Here is an 18254-nt window from a genome sequence, read left to right as displayed (position 1 = left end):
CACCTTCGTCGACCGAATTTGCCGTCTCAGCCGTAGGTATCGCGTGGGCCACGCCCTGGAATCGATCTGGGGCCCCTTTTCCAGGTGGGGGCGTCCGGCCCTTGAAAGCGGATGCTCTCGACACCCGCCTCCGGGTAGCGGTCGAGGATGCGCGTGACGAGGTCGGCCCGGAGCAGGCGGAGCTGGGTCGCCCACGCCGTCGACTCGCACCGCACCTGCAGCACGCCGTGCTCGATGCCGATGGCATCGGAGTGCGCCGCGATCTCCTCGCCGGCCAGCGATGACCACGATGCGAGCAGTTCGTGCTGCGACAACGGAGCACTCCACCCGAGCTGCGACGTCAGTCCGTCGATCGCGTCGCCCAACGGGCGCGGGTCGCGCCCCGGGGTGAACGGTTCGCTGCCGGAACGCTCGCGAACCTTGCGGCGGGCGCGCGACGAACCGGAGCGCGGCTGACCGCCGAACACCTCGCGGAAATGCTGGTAGACGCGCAGGGACTCCGACTCGGCGGGCTGCTCAGGCATCGTCAGCTCCCTCGGGATCCGCCTGCGGCTCGTCGAGCACGGTGCCCCGGTCGATGCGGATGACCCGCGCCACGAGGTGCTCGGGCACGTCTTCGAGCACGGCGGCCGTGACGAGCACCTGCTCGTAGTCGCCGATCGCCGCCGCCAGGCGCTCGCGGCGGGTGCGATCGAGTTCCGCGAAGACGTCGTCGAGCACCAGCACCGGGTCGCCGGTCGCGGAATCGCGTCGCAGCAGCCGAGCGGATGCCAGTCGCAGGGCGAGTGCGAAGGACCACGATTCGCCGTGGCTGGCGTATCCCTTGGCCGGCAGGCCGTTGAGCATGAGCAGCACGTCGTCGCGGTGCGGCCCGACGAGGGTGACGCCGCGCTCGAGCTCCTTCGCCCGAAGGGCATGGAGCGCATCGGCGAAGCGTTGCGGCGTGGTCGAACCGGGCGAGCCTGCGGCATCCGGGACCGACGCCTCGCCGCCGGCGGTGTCGGAGGCTCCGACGTCGGAAGCCTCGGCGTCGGGGTCTGCGCCGTCGATCGAGAGCATCGATCGCAACTGCGGGGCGTGATCCGCGTCGACGATCGACGCGTACGCCTCGGCGAGCGGGCCGGTGAGCTCGTCGACGAGCGCCGAGCGCCGGTCGATGAGCTCGGATCCGAAGTGCACGAGCCGTTCGTCCCAGATATCGAGCGTCGTGAGCTTGTCGGCGGCGAGACCGCGCGCCCTGGCGCTCTTCAGCAGCGTGTTGCGCTGACGGAGCACCCGGTCGTAGTCGGCCATGACGCCCGCGAGCCTCGGCGTGCGCTGCACGAGCAGTTCGTCGAGCAGGCGGCGACGCACCGAGGGCTCGCCGCGCACGATCGCCAGGTCTTCGGGTGCGAACAGCACGCTGTGCGCGTATCGCGGCAGCTCGCGGGTCTTCACCGCCGAGCGGTTCAGCTGAGCCCGGTTCGCGCCCTTGCGGTTCAATTGCAGTTCGACGAGGAGCTCGCGGTCGGCGTGGGCGAGCAGTGCCCGCACGATCGCGGCATCCGCCCCGGCCTTGATGAGCGCCTGGTCGTTCGAGACGCGATGGGACCCGAGCGTCGCGAGGTAGCCGATCGCCTCGACGAGGTTCGTCTTGCCCTGGCCGTTGCGACCGACGAAGACCGTGGTGCCGGGCCCGAGTTCGAGTTCGGCGCGGGCATAGTTGCGGTAGTCGGTCAGTGAGAGCCGCACGACATGCACGTCAGCTCCCTTCGATACGAACCCGGTTCACGCTACCCGCGCCCGCCGACACGGTTCGCCGCCCGATCGACGAGGGTGCCGGCATCGGGCAGACGACCTGATCGGCCTTCCGCGGGGCGAGGTCGCGGGGCCTCGCCCCGGCATCCGTCGTGCCATCGTTCGAACCCGAGCCATCGAGCGGATGCCGCGGCCGCCCGACTCAGCGCAGCAGCAGGTTCGGCTGCAGCAGGTAGCGGTACGTGTCGGCCCCGGCCTGTTCGCGCGAGGTCTGGCTCGTGATCAGCACGGGGCCGGGCTTGTTCGGGTTCTCGGTCTTCGTGAACGAGATGCGCACGAACTCGGAGTTCACGGCGCCGAGGCCGTCGAGCAGGAACTGCGGCTTCAACGAGACGACGGTGTCGTCGCCGGTGAGGATCGCGTCGATGCTCTCTTGCGCCTGGGCCTGCTCGCTGCCGATCGCCTCGAGCGTGAGGCCGTCGGACGTGAACGTGAAGCGAAGCGCCGCCTCGCGCTCGAGCACGAGTGCGACACGACGGGTGGCCTCGATGAGGTCGGCCGTGTTCATGACCGCGTAGTTGTCGACCGTCTCGGGGAAGAGACGGCGCACGGGCGGGAAGTTGCCCTTGATCAGCAGGCTCGTGACGGTCTTCCTGTCGGCGCTGAACGCGATGAGCTCACGATCGTCACGACTCGTGATCGAGACCGAGATGGTGCCCGAGTGGCCGAAGGTCTTGCCGACCTCCTGCAGGGTGCGCGCGGGCACGAGCGCGGTGACCGATTCCTCGGCCGTGGCGGTACCGCCGACCGCGCCGCCGTCCCACTCGATCTCGCGCACGGCGACACGGTAGCGGTCGGTCGCGACCAGGCCGAGGTTGTTCTCGCGCACCTCGAGCTGCACACCGGTGATGACGGGGGTCACGTCGTCGCGCGAGGCGGCGACGGCGACCTGCGCGACGGCGGCCGCGAACTCCTCAGCCGGAACGACACCCGACTGCTCGCCGATCTCGGGGATCGACGGGTACTCCTCGACCGGCATCGACAGCAGGGTGAAGCTCGCGGAACCGCAGCTCACCGAGATCCGCGACTCCTCCGTCGCGATGCGCACGGGGGCGTTCGGAAGCCGGCCGGCGATCTCGGCGAGCAGTCGACCTGAGACGAGCACGGTGCCGGTCTCCTCGACGTCGGCCTGGATCTCCGTCTGCGAAGAGACCTCGTAGTCGAACGACGAGAGCACGAGGCCGTCTTCGTTCGCGTGGATGAGCACGCCGGACAGGATCGGAAGCGTGGTGCGCTGCGGGAGCAACTTGACGGCGAACGACACCGCTTCGCTGAAGACGTCGCGATTGACCTGGAACTTCACGGTTCTCCTGTCGTGGAGGTGCTGGATGGCTCCCATGCTATCCGCAGGGTGCTCGCCGTCGCCGAGGGAATCGAGCGAGCGCGCGAGAACCGTCCGGCTGACCGTAGATGTTGTGGAGCCCTCTGGAATTAACCAGTTCTCTTAACGGTGTTAACCGTTGTGGAAACTGTGGATGGTGTTCGGAGATGCCCGGAACCGTGCCGATCGGAGGCCATCGCATCTGTGCACGGTGTGTGGATTCGTGGCGATCCGAGCCCCGTCATATCTGCACGCCGTCTGCAGTTCTCCACAGGCCTGTGCGAAAGGTGCACAGTGTTCAGGCGGTTGCTCGTTAATAATCCACAAGCTGTCCACAGGTGTGGGATTCGGCTCCGGATGCCGCGCCACGGCGCATTCCGGGCGTGTCCGGGTCCATTCGACGGGTCGCCGATCACCGCCGGCGTGGGCGAACGCGCCGTGATGCGGCATCCGATCAGCGGTAGCGGCTGACCTGCTTGATGCGTGCGGTCAGCTCGGTGACCTGGTTGTAGATCGACCGGCGCTCCTTCATGAGCTCCGAGATCTTCTTGTTCGCGTACATGACGGTGGTGTGGTCGCGGTTGCCGAAGAGCTGCCCGATCTTCGGCAACGACAGGCTCGTCAACTCCCGGCAGAGGTACATCGCGATCTGGCGCGCGGTGGCCACGGCCTGCGATCGGCTCGAGCCGTAGAGGTCGTCGACCGTGAGCTTGAAGTAGTCGGCGGTGGCCGTGATGATGTCGACCGGAGCAACGACGTTGTCGGCGTCATCCGTGATGAGGTCCTTCAGCACCGTCTGCACCAGGGGCATGTCGACCGGCGTGCGGTTCAGGCTCGCGAACGCGGTCACGCGGATCAGGGTTCCCTCGAGCTCGCGGATGTTGCTCGACACCTTGGACGCCATGTACTCGAGGATCTCGTCGGGAACCTGGAGTCGCTCGGACTGCGCCTTCTTGCGGAGGATCGCGATGCGGGTCTCGAGGTCTGGCGCCTGCACGTCGGTGATGAGGCCCCACTCGAAGCGGCTTCGCATGCGGTCCTCGAAGCCCGTGAGGTGCTTCGGCGGCACGTCGCTCGTGATCACGACCTGCTTGTTGTGATCGTGCAGCGTGTTGAAGGTGTGGAAGAACGCCTCCTGCGTCTCGGCCTTGCCCTGCAGGAACTGGATGTCGTCGATCAGGAGGATGTCGATGTTGCGGTACCGCTGCTGGAACAGCGAACCGCGGTTGTTCGCGATCGAGTTGATGAAGTCGTTCGTGAACTCCTCGGAACTCACGTACCGAACCCGGATGCCGGGATACAGGCTCATGGCGTAGTGGCCGATGGCGTGCAGGAGGTGGGTCTTGCCGAGACCGGAGTCGCCGTAGATGAACAGCGGGTTGTAGGCCTTCGCCGGCGCCTCGGCCACGGCCACCGCGGCCGCATGCGCGAACCGGTTGGACTGGCCGATGACGAAGCTCTCGAACGCGTACTTCGGATTCAGCCGGGTGTCGCCCGGACGGTCGGGGCTCGTGTTCTCGAACACGGACTGCGGCGAGGCCGGCAGGTCGACGCGATCCTCGAGCGAGGAGAGGCCCATCGGGGACATCGTGTTCATCGGCTCGGGCTCGGGCGCTCGGGCCTCCTCGAGCTCGGGGTTCACGACCACGTAGAACGACGTGACCGGGGTCGGGGCCTCGATGACGTTCATCGCCGAGAGCAGGGAGACCCGCATGCGCTGGTTCAGCATCGTCGCGGTGAAGTCGTTCGGCACCTCGAGGTAGAAGGTGCCCGCCGCGATGCCCTTCGGCTCGACCAGGCTGAGGAATCCCTGCAGCATCGGCGTGATCGCGGTGTCTTCGGAGAGTCGATCGAGGACTGACGCCCATGTATCGGTGATGGGCTGTTCGGTCATCTTTCCCCGCATTCTCGGTGCACTCGACATCCGCTCGTCGTCCCCCCGAACGACGGAGTGAGCGGCGCGAGGCGAAGTATTCACAGTGTTATCCACCGGCTGTGGGGAGATTCTGGGGGAAGCCCGAGATTCCGCGCCATAGGCTGGGGATAACTGGTCTCAAACGGTAGCGAAAGTCGGGCCTGTGGACAAATGCCGATCGAGGGATTCACGATTCTCGGCGTGTCTTTCCACAGCCTTTCCGAAGGAACGAGAGATACTCTTTCGTTTGCACTACGTCGACTCGAACTCCGCCTGGTTTGACCACGGGCCCTCGAGGCCGTAGTTTTAATCAGTTGACCCCAGCCCTTTGGGCACCCAGTTTTCCCGTCACCTCCTGGATCGGCACGGCCGAACCGTCTTGTGAGACGCGGAGATCCGAAAGTCGGAGAAGAAGAATGAGCAAGCGTACGTTCCAGCCGAACAACCGTCGTCGCGCCAAGAAGCACGGCTTCCGCCTTCGCATGCGCACCCGCGCGGGCCGTGCCATCCTGTCGGCACGTCGCTCCAAGGGTCGCACCGAACTCTCCGCGTAGTCGTTCGGTGCTCGCCAAGGCCAATCGCATCACGAGCGCCGATGACTATCGAGTCGTCGTGCGCCGTGGTGCGAAGGTGGCGACACCGCACACGGTGAGCTACGTGCGTTCGCGCCATTCCGTCGGCGACGCCGACGGTGAAGCACGATTCGGATTCATCGTCTCGAAGAAGGTCGGATCGGCCGTGCGTCGAAACCGCATCCGCCGCCGACTCAAGGCAGTGAGCCGCGAAGCGCTGCTCGCCGGCGCGTGTGACGTCGACGTGGTGGTTCGCGCACTTCCCGGTGCGGCGGATGCCTCATGGCCCGAGCTTCGTTCCGAAGTGATCCAGGCACTGGTGCGCCGAAACGTCATCACCGGTCTCGAACCCGATGCGCAGAGCGCATCGGGTTCTTCGAGCATGCCATCGTCGAAGACGGTGCACGATGCGTGACATCGCGCTCTTCGTGGGACTCATCCCCCGCAACCTCGGAGTCCTCCTCCTTCGCGGGTATCGCGCCGCCATCTCTCCGCTCTACGGAGACGTGTGCCGCTACTACCCCTCCTGCTCGGCATACGGCCTCGGCTCGGTGCAGCAGCGCGGCCTTCTCATCGGCAGTGTCCTGACGGCGTGGCGCATCCTCCGATGCAACCCATGGACCGCCGGCGGCATCGATGACGTGCGGCCCGCGCGCCACGACCGCTACCGCACGACGACGTTCGGATGGGTCGTCCCCACCGGCATGTTCCCCAAGGCCGAAGCGGATGCCGCGGCCTCGCGTCTGGCCCACGAGCAGGCGCACCAGCAGAACGGCGGCGACGCCCACGGCGTCGTCCTCTCCCCCATTCCGCACCGACTCGACGCTGAGCCGGCACTCACGATCTCCCCCGCACTGTCCCGAAAGGACTGACCCGCCGCAATGGATATCATCAGCCTGCTTCTCTGGCCCATCAAATGGGTCATCGAGCTGATCCTCGTCGCGTTCCACTCGCTGTGGACGTTCGCGGGTCTCGACCCCGACGCGGGTCTCACCTGGATCCTCTCGATCGTGGGACTGGTCATCGTGGTCCGCGCCGCGTTGATCCCGATCTTCGTCCGTCAGATCAAGAGCCAGCGCCGCATGCTCGAGGTGGCGCCGCAGCTCAAGAAGATCCAGGAGAAGTACAAGGGCAAGAAGGACCAGTTCTCGCGCGAGGCGATGTCGCGCGAGACCATGGAGCTCTACAAGAAGACGGGCACCAACCCGCTCTCGTCGTGCCTCCCACTCCTGCTGCAGATGCCGATCTTCTTCGGTCTGTTCTCGGTGCTCAACGATGCCCAGCACGACAAGGCGGGTGTCGGCGTGTTCACGCAGGAGCTCGCGAACTCGTTCGCCAACTCCGAGTTCCTCGGTGCGCCGCTGAAGGGAACGTTCATCGGTGCGATGAACGGCGAGTACCCCTGGCAGGTCATGGTCATCGCGGCCACGATGATCGTGCTCATGACGGCATCGCAGTTCATCACGCAGCTGCAGATCGTCTCGAAGAACATGTCGCCTGAGACCAAGGCGAGCCCGATGTTCCGTCAGCAGCGCATCATGCTGTACCTGCTCCCCCTCGTCTTCGCCTTCTCGGGTGTCGCCTTCCCCATCGGCGTCATGTTCTACTGGCTCGTCTCGAACTTCTGGACCATGGGCCAGCAGTTCCTTGTGATCCGCAATATGCCGACCCCGGGCAGTGAAGCTGCCAAGGCTCGCGAAGCTCGCCTCGCCAAGAAGGGCAAGCTCGTGATCGAGGAGAAGGACGCGACGACGATCGTCGTGGAAGAGAAGAAGACGACGCAGCGCCAGCAGCCGGTGGGCAAGAACCGCTCGAAGAAGCAGGGTGGAAAGTAACCATGACCGACGTTCAGAACCTGAATGACGAGCGCACCGTTTCGCAGCTCGAAGAAGAGGGCGACATCGCCGCGGACTACATCGAGGAGCTTCTCGACATCTGCGACCTCGATGGCGACATCGACATCGACGCCCGCAACGGCCGTGCGTACATCTCCGTGAATGCGGGCGAAGGCGCGAACCTCAACCTGCTCTCGAAGCCCGAGACGGTCACCGCCCTGCAGGAGCTCACGCGCCTCGCGGTGCAGACGAAGACCGGGGTGTTCTCGCGACTCATCCTCGACATCGGCGGTTCGCGCGACGCACGTCGTGACGAGCTCGCTCGTCTGGTCGAGCGCGCCGCTGAGCGCATCGAGGCCGGCTCCGCAGAGGCGGCTCTGCCTCCGATGTCGTCCTACGAGCGCAAGCTCGTGCACGACCTCGTGAGCGAGCGCGGCCTGCACTCCGCTTCGCGAGGCGAGGGCGCCGACCGTCACACCGTCATCACGCGTTCCGCCTGACGTTTCACGTGAAACGATGAGCGAAGAACACGCGAGTCCAGAGCCGGTGAGCGCGGAACTCGAGGCCGAGCCCGTGGCCGCAGCTGCCGTCTTCGGTGACCACCTCGAACTCGGTCGTCGATTCGCGGCGTCCTTGGCCGAGCACGGCGAGGAACTGGGACTCATCGGGCCCCTCGAACTCCCCCGGCTCTGGACCAGGCACATCGTGAACTCGGCGCTCGTCGCGCCGCTGCTGCGCCCCGGACGGGTCGCCGATGTCGGGTCCGGGGCGGGCCTGCCCGGCCTGGTGCTCGCGATCATCCGACCAGATGTCTCCTTCACGCTCATCGAGCCGATGGAGCGCCGCGTCGACTGGCTCTCACGGCAGGTCGCTGAGCTCGAGTTGTCGAATGTCGTCGTCGAGCGTGCCCGCGCCGAGGACTCCGGCTTCAAGCGCCAGTTCGACCAGGTCACGGCTCGTGCGGTGAGTGCGCTTCGCACCCTGATTCCCGTGACCGCTCCCCTACTCAAGCCCGGCGGCGAGTTCGTGCTCCTGAAGGGAGCGGGCGTCGACGGTGAGATCGGGGCGGCCGACAAGGTGTTCCGCAAGTACCGGGTGGTCGACGCCGAGGTCGTCGTGCTCGGGGAAGAACTCGACACCGAGGTCACTCGCGTGTTCCGGGCGAAGATCGCCGCTTCCTGAGCGCAGTCGCCGCGGTTCTGGCCTGCTCCACCCGCCACGAGCTGAGTCCATCGTCGACGTCATCCGTCGGCGTGGCTCCTTCCTGCCCTCTTCGCTCGATCTCGCCGTCTTCGCTCCGACCCTTCGGAGACCAGCTCCCACAGACGGCCGTTGGTACGGAATCGGTCGTTCGCCATCGGGCGGGGTGGAGTGGTGCTCTGGGCGCCCGGCCGCTCGCTCGTCGCATCCTCGTTGGTTGATCGTCGTTCGTCGTTCGCCCCTCGCGGTTCATCGCTTTACCGCTCGCGGCTCGCTGGGCCCACCGTGGTTTGGAGCGTCTGCGAAGCTCGGTCATCGTGCCGCCCGCCGCCTGCGGCCTGCGGCCTACGGCCCGCCAGTCCGGGTCCCTTGCCCGTTTCGCTTGCACATTCCTCGTGTTCTTCTTCCTGACATGCCGCCGCGAACGCCTCAGCGCCGACGCGATCACGAGGCTCGGTCGGTCGGTCACACCGGCTCACCCATCTGCGGCAGATCGGGTCGACCTCGACGGGGCGGCGTGACGCTGGTCCCGCTGACGGGCGACACGCGGCCCAGCCCGTGTCTGCTCGAGTGAGCGGTGGCTTGCTGGGCCTGGTGCAGCTCCGGGGATCCAGCTCCGGCGGATCCACTCCGGCGGATCCAGCTCCGAGGAGTTCATACGATCACGACACGGTCCAACACGTCTGCACGTACATGGCGTTGCGCCTCTGAACGCGCGCCTTTCCAACGCTCCTCCCCACGCCACCAGGCCGTTGGAGGTCGCGGTTCGTGCCGCATGTCGATCGGTCGCCACCACTCCCCCGCAACTCGCTCGACAAACCGGTTGGGCCACCGAAGACCTCGGCGGTCTGCGGGGCTCCATGAGCGTTTCACGTGAAACGGCACGACGCTTCGTCGCCTGCCGGTGCTCGCGGACGGCGCTTGGTGTGGTCGGCGCAATCGGACGAGATCGCACCCGGTGTGCAGCCAGTACCGTTCGGATGTGGATTCAGGGCTCCACGATCACCCGATCCGAGTGCGTCGTGCTGGTCTCGCTGAGTGCCGGCGATGGTGCCCGAGCCTCTCTTGACGTTTCACGTGAAACGCCACGCCGTTCTTTTCGGACTTGCGGTCTCCCAAGGCGTGCAATGCGAGGCCGGTCGCGCGGTCCACTCGAGTACGGCCGGACCTCCCACCATCGCCACCGTCGGCCGGGACGTTGCGGCCCCCGGTGCTCTCGATCGTGCGGGTGGACGGGTACGAGCAGGGGCTCGAGATCATCAACGCCTCGCGGTACGGCAACGGCACGGCGATCTTCACGAACGACGGGGGTGCGGCGCGGCGGTTCCAGCGGGAGGTGACGGTCGGCATGATCGGCATCAACGTGCCGATCCCGGTGCCGGTGGCGTACCACTCGTTCGGCGGGTGGAAGGACTCGTTGTTCGGTGACGCGAAGGCGTACGGCCCGAAGGGGTTCGACTTCTTCCTGCAGGAGAAGGCGGTCACCTCGCGGTGGTTGGACCCGAGCCACGGCGGCCTGAACCTCGGCTTTCCGCAGCACGACTAGCCATCCGGGAGCGGAGCGGTCGAGGCCTCGTGCGGCTGGTCTCGATAGGGCGCCGGCGCGCCGACCGACCGGTGAGTGGCCGCGCGGCGCCGCCGGGTCGCCTGAGACGTCGGGTATCGGGTGCTGGGTGTTGGGCGTCGGTGGTTGGCCGTGCCCGCCTTCGCCCTCCCACAGGAATCCCCGCGTCTGCACAACCGCTCTCTCACCCGTGCCGGTTCCCGTCTCGTGCCGCACCCGCTTCCGTCAACTTCCGTCCCTCACCCGCGCGAGAACCACGGTTCACTCCCTCCTTCCACCGGGAGCCGAAACGGTCAACCAACTCGAGGAGACCCAGTCGCACCTGCAGTTTGCGATACAGGCATTCGATGGCTGTCAGGAGGATCCATCGCACGTGTGCCTGACGACCGTGCGTCCAACTGAGTATCGTGCGCTCGCCTGACGACCGTGTGTCGTCCTGAACGCAGCGCGCGCTCGGTGACAACGGCCCAGCAGAGATACTTTCGGCATCGGTGGGCTCAGTCGCGTGCGCTCGTGTGGGACGCGGCGCTTCTGGATTGCGCTACGCCGATTGCATTCGCGGGCCGCCGAAGTTGCAGAGGGTCCCCGAGGTCCGGCATGGCCAGACTCAGGCGCGGACACGTGCCACGTGCACGAGGCTGCCACTCACTTCGGGCGGAGAGTACGTTGGCAGACCGCCCGCAGGACACAAGACGGTGTATCTGCGTGAGTGGGGCGGCTCCGAACTGAAGACACACCGAGCCACCCGTCAAGCGTGCGACAACGCGCGACCGAGTAGTCGAGATGCCATGCATTCGACCTGCGTCCACACGCCCGGCTATCGAACGGCCGGCGGTTCGTGTCGTCGCTCCACTCCAGGCGGGGCCGTTTCACGTGAAACATCTCAAAGCCGCACGCCAGGCCACGCGCTCCGGGCAAGAGGGTGGGCAGAGTTCCGGCGGAATACCGCGGGATCCGTCGGCGTACGTCAGTGCTGCCGGTTAAGCTTGACTGTCTGGCGTGGCGGAGACGTCGCATCAGACATGATGGGGCACCCGATCGTGGGGAATGACGGATCAGGTTTGGAGAATTCGGCATGGCGCAGGGCGGAGGACGCGGGTGGTTCCATCGGCGTCGACCTCAGCCCGAACCCCTCCCAGAGAATCAACCGTCCGGCCGAACGAAGGCTGATCCCCCAGTGCAACCCCCGTCCGATCCGCCTCTGCCGCACATGTCACCCGCTCTTCGCCCCGCCGTGCCGCAGCCGGCACCAGCGGTGAACCAACCGCACACGCTCGATCCTTCAGTTTCCGCAGCGCTCGACATCAGCGTTGCCGCACCGCCGCCCTCCCCCGCTGCCCGAGACCTCGGCGATCACACGACCGGTTCGGCCGCATCGATCGGCGGTTCTGCGGCTCCCCAGGATGCCGTTGCGGGCGCATCCGTGGTTCGCAGTGCGGCGTACGACTGGGATGCCGCAACCGCCGCAGCATTCGCGGACACCGACGAGCCGTCGAGTTCCGCTCCTCACCCCCATACCGTGAGTGAGCCCGAGCGTCTGCTCGAGGACATCATCCGCGAGATCGTCGGCGACGCGGCGGCAGACACCGTCAGCTCGCTGCACTCGGCGCGAGCGGCCGCCACCGCTGCTCCAGATGTCGACCCCGGCGCAGGCGCGCTGGGCCCGGCCTCCGCACCCTCCCCCGACGAGCCGGCCAGCGCCTCGCCCAGTCAGTCATCTCAGGACGATCCGTCGGTCGTGCCGAGCTCGCCAGCACCCGCGCCGGCCGATGAGGCTGCTGCATTCGACACGCACACCGTCATGAGCGAGGACGTCCGCGGGCTGGCCGCCGTCGCGCCAGACTCAGACACGGCTGGTTCGCGAGTACTCGGCGATCTCGACGCGCCTGACGAGTTGCTCGACGATGTCGCGCCCTCGCCCGAGACGAGCGCGGTGCTGGAGTCAGTCGGCCACGAACACCACGACGACGCATCCGTTTCACGTGAAACGCTGTCAACTGCCACTGTGCCCGGTTCGACCGGCAACACGCGCGGTCCCACGCCCGAACTCGATGCATCCGACGAACCGACCGCATCGAACCTCACCATGGCAGCCTCTCCCCCGCAGGCACAGCCCGAGAACATCATCATCACCACGGCCGTTTCACGTGAAACGGCCGCCGAATACGGAGGAACTCCCCTGGCTGATCAGATTGCCGACGAGACCCGTCGTCGCATCGCACTCGAGACCGCGGTGCTGCCCCTGCCTGCCAGTACGCGCGTCTTCACCATCTCGAACCAGAAGGGCGGGGTCGGCAAGACGACCACCGCGGTGAACCTGGCTGCCGCACTCGCTCGATCGGGCGCTCACGTGCTCGTCGTCGACCTCGACCCCCAAGGCAACGCCTCGACGGCGCTCGGCGTCGACCACCGCTCTGACCAGCAGAGCGTCTACGAGGTCCTCGTCGCCGATCTCGAGCTCGCGCAGGTCGTGCGCCCGTCGACCGAACATGAGCGCCTCGACTGCGTGCCGGCGACCATCCACCTCGCCGGTGCTGAGATCGAACTCGTCTCGCTGGTCGCTCGCGAACAACGGCTCCGCCGCGCGATCGACAAGCACTTGGCGTCCATGGAGCGCCCGTATGACTACGTGTTCATCGACTGTCCGCCGTCGCTCGGCCTGCTGACGATCAACGCATTCGTCGCAGCCCGTGAGGTACTGATCCCGATTCAGTGCGAGTACTACGCACTCGAGGGCCTCTCGCAGTTGCTCAGCAATATCGAACTCATCGAGAAGCACCTCAACTCCGAGTTGCGCCTCTCGACGATCCTGCTCACGATGTACGACTCGCGAACCAACCTTGCTCAGCAGGTCGCGCAGGAGGTGCGCGACCACTTCCCGGTGCAGACGCTTGAGACGATCATTCCCCGGTCGGTCCGGGTCTCGGAGGCCCCGAGCTACGGCCAAAGCGTGATCAGCTACGACTATTCCTCGTCGGGCTCGCTCTCCTATCGCGAGGCCGCAGCAGAGATCGCGCAGCGCGCGGCGATCGCGGCAGCACAGAAGGAAGGAATCTGATGGCGACCAAGCGCACTGGTCTCGGGCGAGGTATCGGCGCACTCATCCCGTCGAGCGAGACCACGGACGGCGCCGTTCGTCCGGTCGACGTCTTCTTTCCGGGCGGCGAGGCCGCACCGGCGTCCGCCGTCGCGGTCGTCGAACAGGCTGCAGCCGATGAAGGCTTGCTGAATGTTCCAGGAGCACGCCTCGCGCGACTGAACCCCGACGACATCGTTCCCAACGCAGTGCAGCCTCGCAGCGTCTTCGACCCCGAGGACCTTGCGGAGCTCGTGCACTCGGTCCGTGAATTCGGTGTCCTTCAACCGATCGTCGTGCGCCCCCATCCCGACCAGCCCGGCAAGTACGAACTCGTCATGGGCGAGCGTCGTCTTCGCGCGACGAAGGCGGCAGGTCTCGACTCCATTCCGGCCGTCGTCAAGGACACGGCGAACGAGGACATGCTTCGAGATGCGCTGCTCGAGAACCTCCACCGATCGCAGCTGAATCCGCTCGAAGAGGCATCGGCATATCAGCAGTTGCTCGCCGACTTCGGAATCACTCAGGAGGAGCTCGCCTCTCGCATCGGCCGATCGCGCCCGCAGATCTCGAACACACTCCGTCTTCTGAAGCTCCCCGAGCCCGTGCAGCTTCGCGTGGCGGCCGGGGTGCTCAGCGCGGGCCACGCTCGTGCGATCCTCGCGACTGCCGGCGACGCGGCGTCCATGCAACGGTTCGCTGACAAAATCGTGAACGAGGAACTCTCCGTTCGCGCGGCCGAGGCCGCTGCGACCTCGGAGGGGCCGTCACCGGCGCGCGCGAAGCCCGCGGCCGGCAAGCGGCAGGATTTCCTGGACGACCTCGCCACTCGGCTCGGCGATCGACTCAACACCCGCGTGAAGATCGCACTCGGCGCGCGAAAAGGCCAGATCAGCATCGATTTCGCGACCGTGCAAGACCTTCGACGCATTCTGACGGATCTGGGCGAGGATCTCGACGGCGTGTGACATGCATTCGCGCTCAGAATCGTTCCTGACGAACTGAAATCGACGTGAAACGGCCCCCGACCCGAATGGATCGAGGGCCGTTCTCGTCATCGTCGTGCGAACCCTGGGCGGGCCAGGAACGATTCAGCTGCGCGCCTTTCGTTCCGATCGTGCGAGCGCTGCCTGGACGAGTCCGGAGTACACGGTTGCGGCATCCGTTCCGAATGCATCGATGGCCAGCGGGACCAATGAGGTTTCGGTGAGACCGGGCAGCACGTTGGCTTCGAGGAACCACGGCACGCCCGCGGCATCGACGATGAAGTCGACCCGCGACAGGTCGCGAAGACCGAGCGTCGCGTGTGCATGGATCGCCGCCGCGGCGACGGTCTCAACCGCCGACGCGTCGAGACGCGAGGGTGCGTAGAACGTGGTCTCGCCGGCGTTGTACCGTGCCTGGAAACTGTAGATGCCGGCGGTCGGATCGATCTCGACCGGCGTCAGGGCGACGGGCCCATCGCCGGTGTCGATGATGCCGACCGCGATCTCGGTACCGACGATGCGGCGCTCGACGACCACGACGTCGGCGTAGGTGAACGCGTCGACCATCGCCCGGGGCAGGTCGTTCGAGTCGGTGACGATGCTGACGCCCTGCGCCGAACCACCCGTGGCGGGCTTCACGACGAGATCGCCCTGAAGCGCTTCGCGAACGACGCGCAACACGCCCGATGCTCCGAGCTCACGGAACGACTCGTGCGAGAGCACGATCGACTGGGGTACGGCGGCGCCCGAGGCGGCGATGAGCGAACTCGCGATCGGCTTCGACCAGGCCCGGCGTGCGGCGGCGGCACCCGACCCGACGGTCGGGATGCCGAGGGCATCGAGCAGTCCGAGCAGTGAGCCGTCTTCGCCACTCGAGCCGTGCAGTGCGGGGAACACCACGTCGGGGCGCTCGTTCACCAGGAACGGGAGGAGGCCGGCATCCGGATCGCGCAGCACGACCTGATGCCCGGCGGCGGCCAGAGCGTCGGCCACGCGGCGACCCGAACGAAGCGAGACATCGCGTTCGTGGGAGATTCCGCCCGCGAGAACGACGACGTGCAGACTGCTGGAATCGCTCATGATCTGGGGTTTCTCCACTACTTGAGATCGGTCGGGGGCGCCAGCTCGATGCCGGGCTTCGCCGGGAGCTGGAGGGGGCCGGTGCCGGCGAAGGTGTCGAGCAGGTCGAGTTCGCCATTGACGACCGTTGCGAGGCGGCGGATGCCGACGCGAATGGCGTCGGGTGTCGGATAGCAGAACGACAGGCGCATCGCGTGCCGCCCACGGCCGTCGGCGAAGAAGGCCGTACCGGGTGTGTAGGCGACGAGCTCCTTGACGGCGCGCGGCAGCATCTGCTTCGAATCGAGCACGTCGGGCATGGTGACCCAGACGTAGAACCCGCCCTTGGGGTTGGTCCAGCTGAGTTGGGGCAGGTACTCCCCCAAGGCCTCGATCATGGCGTCCTTGCGCTCACGGTAGACCCCGCGGAAGGTGTCGATCTGCGCACGCCAGTCCGTCGACGAGAGGTACTCGGAGACGACGAGCTGGCTGAACGAGCTGGGTGAGAGGATCGCCGACTCGGCCGCGAGGATCAGCTTCTCGCGGATCGCGTGCGGCGCGAGCGCCCATCCGACGCGGAATCCGGGCGCGAGCGTCTTCGAGAATGAGCCGAGGTAGATGACTCCTTCGGGGTCGAGGGAGCGAAGCGCATTCGGAGCCGGTTCGTCGAAATGCAGCAGTCCGTAGGGGTTGTCCTCGAGCACGAGGATCTCGTTCGATCGGCAGATCTCGAGGATCTCTGGGCGGCGCTCGGCCGACAGGGTGACCCCCGCCGGGTTGTGGAAGTTCGGGATCGTGTAGAGGAACTTGATGCGTCGGCCCTGACCGCGCAGGTGCGCGATGGTCTGGCGGAGCGCCTCGGGGATCAGGCCGTCTTCATCCATCGCGACATGGACGACGTTGGCCTGGTACGAGCGGAAGACGCCGAGCGCGCCCACGTAACTGGGTGATTCGGCGAGGATCACGTCGCCCGGATCGATGAACAGCTTCGCGACCAGGTCGAGGGCCTGCTGCGACCCGGTCGACGTCACGACGTTGTCGACCGACCCTTGGATTCCCTCGAGCGCCATGACGTCGAGGATGTGCTCGCGAAGGGCGGGAACACCCTGACCAGAGCCATATTGAAGGGCAGTCGGGCCATCGGTGCGCATGACGCGGTCCATCGACGAGATGATCAGGTCCTGCGGCAGTGCGGAGACGTACGGCATGCCACCGGCGAGCGAGACGACCTCGGGCCGTGAGGCGACGGCGAACAGGGCTCGGACCTCGGAGGCGGCCAGGCCGGCGGCTCGCTCGGCGTAGTTCGCGTACCACGGGTCGAGGTTGTTGCCGGTCCGCTGGGGGACGCCGTCAGAGGTCACGAGTGATGCTTCCGTTCTGTTCGAGGTTGTTCCATGCTAATTGCCGCATGGTGGGGTGACGCGCCACGCCCGTGAGACGCAGAAAGACCCGCCCGGCGTGTGCCGGGCGGGTCTCGAAGCGCTACGAGGCTGCCGGCTACGCGATGTAGGCGGCGAGGTCGGCCTCGAGGGCGGGCTTCGGCTTGGCGCCGATGACGGTCTTGACGACCTCGCCCTTCTCGAAGACCTTGAAAGCGGGAATCGCGGTGATCTGGTACTTCATCGCGAGCTGCGGGTTCTCGTCGACGTTGAGCTTGACGATGTCGAGCTTGTCGGCGTGCTCGGTGGCGATCTGGTCGAGGATCGGGCTGACCGCGCGACACGGTCCGCACCACTCGGCCCAGAAGTCGACGAGCACGGCCTTCTCGTTGTTCAGGACCTCCTGCTCGAAGGTCGCCTCGGTCACGGCACGTGCGGTCATGGGTGTCTCCTCAGGTTGAATCGGATTGGCGTCGTCGGTCAGTCGACCGAGACGAACTCGTTCTCGAGCACGGCCTCGGCGGCATTCACGTTGCCGAGGGCTGCGAGGTAGTGCTCCGCGTCGAGCGCAGCCACCGTGCCGGAGCCGGCGGCCGTGATGGCCTGGCGGTAGTGCGGGTCGATGACGTCGCCGGCGGCGAACACGCCAGGCAGCGACGTCTTCGAGGTGCGGCCGTCGACCCAGATGGTGCCCTCGGCGGTCAGGTCGAGCTTGCCGTGCACGAGGTGGGTGCGAGGGTCGTTGCCGATCGCGACGAATAGGCCGTCGAGCTCGAGCAGGCGCTCCTCGCCCGTGACGGTGTCGCGCAGGGTGACACCGGTGACCGCGGACTCGCCCTGGATGGCCGCGACCTCGGAGTTCCACACGAACTCGATCTTCTCGTTGTCGACCGCACGCTGCTGCATGATCTTGGACGCCTTGAGGCTGTCACGGCGGTGGATCACGTAGACCTTGTCGGCGAAGCGCGTGAGGAAGGTCGCCTCCTCCATGGCCGAGTCGCCGCCGCCGACGACCGCGATGGTCTTCTGGCGGAAGAAGAATCCGTCGCAGGTGGCGCACCACGAGAGGCCGTGGCCCGACAGGACCTCCTCTTCGGGCAGTCCGAGCTTGCGGTAGGCGGAACCGGTCGCGTAGATGAGCGCTGCGGCCTCGTGGGTCTCGCCGTTGCCGAGCGTGACGCGCTTGACGGGGCCGTCGATGTCGAGCGACACGACGTCGTCATAGACGACCTCGGTGCCGAATCGCTCTGCCTGCGCCTGCAGCTTGCCCATGAGGTCGGGGCCCATGATGCCGTCGGGGAAGCCCGGGAAGTTCTCGACCTCGGTCGTGTTCATCAGCTCGCCGCCGATCTCGACGGAGCTGGCGATGAGCAGCGGCTTCAGCTCTGCGCGGGCGGCGTAGATCGCCGCGGTGAAGCCCGCGGGACCCGAGCCGATGATGATGATGTCGCGCAAGGCGGCTCCTGTCGTCTGTCGATGGTTCGTGGCGTCCGGACCGGGTGATCCGATCGGAGGCAACGACATGATCAACACAGTCTAGGCGTCGCGTA

At 66.6% G+C, this 18254-nt stretch carries 15 protein-coding genes and 2 pseudogenes; 9 read left to right on the top strand and 8 right to left on the bottom strand.

Annotated elements, in window-relative coordinates:
- Nucleotides 1-26: 26 nt before the first annotated feature.
- The 4 genes from ABIC29_RS13460 to dnaA all read right to left on the bottom strand — a co-directional run bounded on the left by ABIC29_RS13460 (nucleotide 27) and on the right by dnaA (nucleotide 4937).
- On the bottom strand, nucleotides 27-524 hold the full coding sequence (locus tag ABIC29_RS13460) for a DciA family protein (protein WP_116080096.1): 498 nt from the start codon (nucleotides 522-524) through the stop codon (nucleotides 27-29).
- Entirely contained in the window at nucleotides 517-1740 is a 1224-nt protein-coding gene (gene recF / locus ABIC29_RS13455) for a DNA replication/repair protein RecF (protein ID WP_354246087.1), read from the bottom strand. The genes ABIC29_RS13460 and recF overlap by 8 nt, the downstream gene beginning before the upstream one ends.
- Before the next feature lie 199 nt (nucleotides 1741-1939).
- Nucleotides 1940-3100: a DNA polymerase III subunit beta gene (gene dnaN / locus ABIC29_RS13450; protein ID WP_116082023.1), complete on the bottom strand. Its 1161-nt coding sequence runs from the start codon at nucleotides 3098-3100 to the stop codon at nucleotides 1940-1942.
- A 472-nt stretch (nucleotides 3101-3572) separates the two neighbouring features.
- Nucleotides 3573-4937 (bottom strand): chromosomal replication initiator protein DnaA, encoded by a 1365-nt coding sequence (gene dnaA, locus ABIC29_RS13445; RefSeq protein ID WP_502915492.1) that lies wholly within the window; start codon nucleotides 4935-4937, stop codon nucleotides 3573-3575.
- 512 nt (nucleotides 4938-5449) lie between these two features.
- Here dnaA and rpmH point away from each other — a divergent pair.
- From rpmH to ABIC29_RS13400, 9 genes and pseudogenes are all read left to right on the top strand, one after another.
- Nucleotides 5450-5587: a 50S ribosomal protein L34 gene (gene rpmH / locus ABIC29_RS13440; protein ID WP_055854070.1), complete on the top strand. Its 138-nt coding sequence runs from the start codon at nucleotides 5450-5452 to the stop codon at nucleotides 5585-5587.
- Nucleotides 5588-5594: 7 nt separating this feature from the next.
- Nucleotides 5595-6020: a ribonuclease P protein component gene (rnpA, locus tag ABIC29_RS13435; RefSeq protein WP_116080093.1), complete on the top strand. Its 426-nt coding sequence runs from the start codon at nucleotides 5595-5597 to the stop codon at nucleotides 6018-6020.
- Nucleotides 6013-6306, top strand: a pseudogene (gene yidD, locus ABIC29_RS19030) (membrane protein insertion efficiency factor YidD); the annotation flags it as partial. The gene rnpA and the pseudogene yidD, both read left to right, overlap by 8 nt.
- Before the next feature lie 180 nt (nucleotides 6307-6486).
- The gene (gene yidC / locus ABIC29_RS13425) at nucleotides 6487-7440 is read left to right on the top strand and encodes a membrane protein insertase YidC (RefSeq protein ID WP_116080091.1); all 954 of its coding nucleotides are present in this window, start codon (nucleotides 6487-6489) and stop codon (nucleotides 7438-7440) included.
- A 2-nt stretch (nucleotides 7441-7442) separates the two neighbouring features.
- Nucleotides 7443-7940: a Jag family protein gene (locus tag ABIC29_RS13420; RefSeq protein ID WP_116080090.1), complete on the top strand. Its 498-nt coding sequence runs from the start codon at nucleotides 7443-7445 to the stop codon at nucleotides 7938-7940.
- A 16-nt stretch (nucleotides 7941-7956) separates the two neighbouring features.
- Nucleotides 7957-8622 carry a 16S rRNA (guanine(527)-N(7))-methyltransferase RsmG gene (gene rsmG, locus ABIC29_RS13415; protein WP_354246079.1) on the top strand — a complete coding sequence of 222 codons (666 nt, stop codon included), beginning with the start codon at nucleotides 7957-7959 and terminating at the stop codon, nucleotides 8620-8622.
- Nucleotides 8623-9847: 1225 nt separating this feature from the next.
- Nucleotides 9848-10186: pseudogene (locus ABIC29_RS13410) on the top strand (aldehyde dehydrogenase family protein); the annotation flags it as partial.
- A 2104-nt stretch (nucleotides 10187-12290) separates the two neighbouring features.
- Entirely contained in the window at nucleotides 12291-13262 is a 972-nt protein-coding gene (locus tag ABIC29_RS13405) for a ParA family protein (protein WP_147309170.1), read from the top strand.
- Nucleotides 13262-14248: a ParB/RepB/Spo0J family partition protein gene (locus ABIC29_RS13400; RefSeq protein ID WP_116080088.1), complete on the top strand. Its 987-nt coding sequence runs from the start codon at nucleotides 13262-13264 to the stop codon at nucleotides 14246-14248. The genes ABIC29_RS13405 and ABIC29_RS13400 overlap by 1 nt, the downstream gene beginning before the upstream one ends.
- 123 nt (nucleotides 14249-14371) lie before the next feature.
- On the opposite strand, the gene ABIC29_RS13395 is transcribed toward ABIC29_RS13400, so the two are convergent.
- From ABIC29_RS13395 to trxB, 4 genes are all read right to left on the bottom strand, one after another.
- A complete protein-coding gene (locus tag ABIC29_RS13395) occupies nucleotides 14372-15346 on the bottom strand; it encodes a D-alanine--D-alanine ligase family protein (protein ID WP_116082017.1) in 975 nt (324 codons plus the stop codon).
- Nucleotides 15347-15363: 17 nt separating this feature from the next.
- Nucleotides 15364-16686 (bottom strand): aminotransferase-like domain-containing protein, encoded by a 1323-nt coding sequence (locus tag ABIC29_RS13390; protein WP_116080087.1) that lies wholly within the window; start codon nucleotides 16684-16686, stop codon nucleotides 15364-15366.
- A gap of 136 nt (nucleotides 16687-16822) precedes the next feature.
- Complete coding sequence (trxA, locus tag ABIC29_RS13385; RefSeq protein WP_116080086.1) at nucleotides 16823-17146, bottom strand: thioredoxin; 324 nt, start codon at nucleotides 17144-17146, stop codon at nucleotides 16823-16825.
- 38 nt (nucleotides 17147-17184) lie between these two features.
- Complete coding sequence (gene trxB, locus ABIC29_RS13380; RefSeq protein ID WP_116080085.1) at nucleotides 17185-18159, bottom strand: thioredoxin-disulfide reductase; 975 nt, start codon at nucleotides 18157-18159, stop codon at nucleotides 17185-17187.
- Nucleotides 18160-18254 lie beyond the last annotated feature (95 nt).

Source organism: Agromyces sp. PvR057 (assembly GCF_040547485.1).
Classification (GTDB): Bacteria; Actinomycetota; Actinomycetes; order Actinomycetales; family Microbacteriaceae; genus Agromyces.
This window is presented reverse-complemented; position numbering and strand designations above follow the sequence as displayed.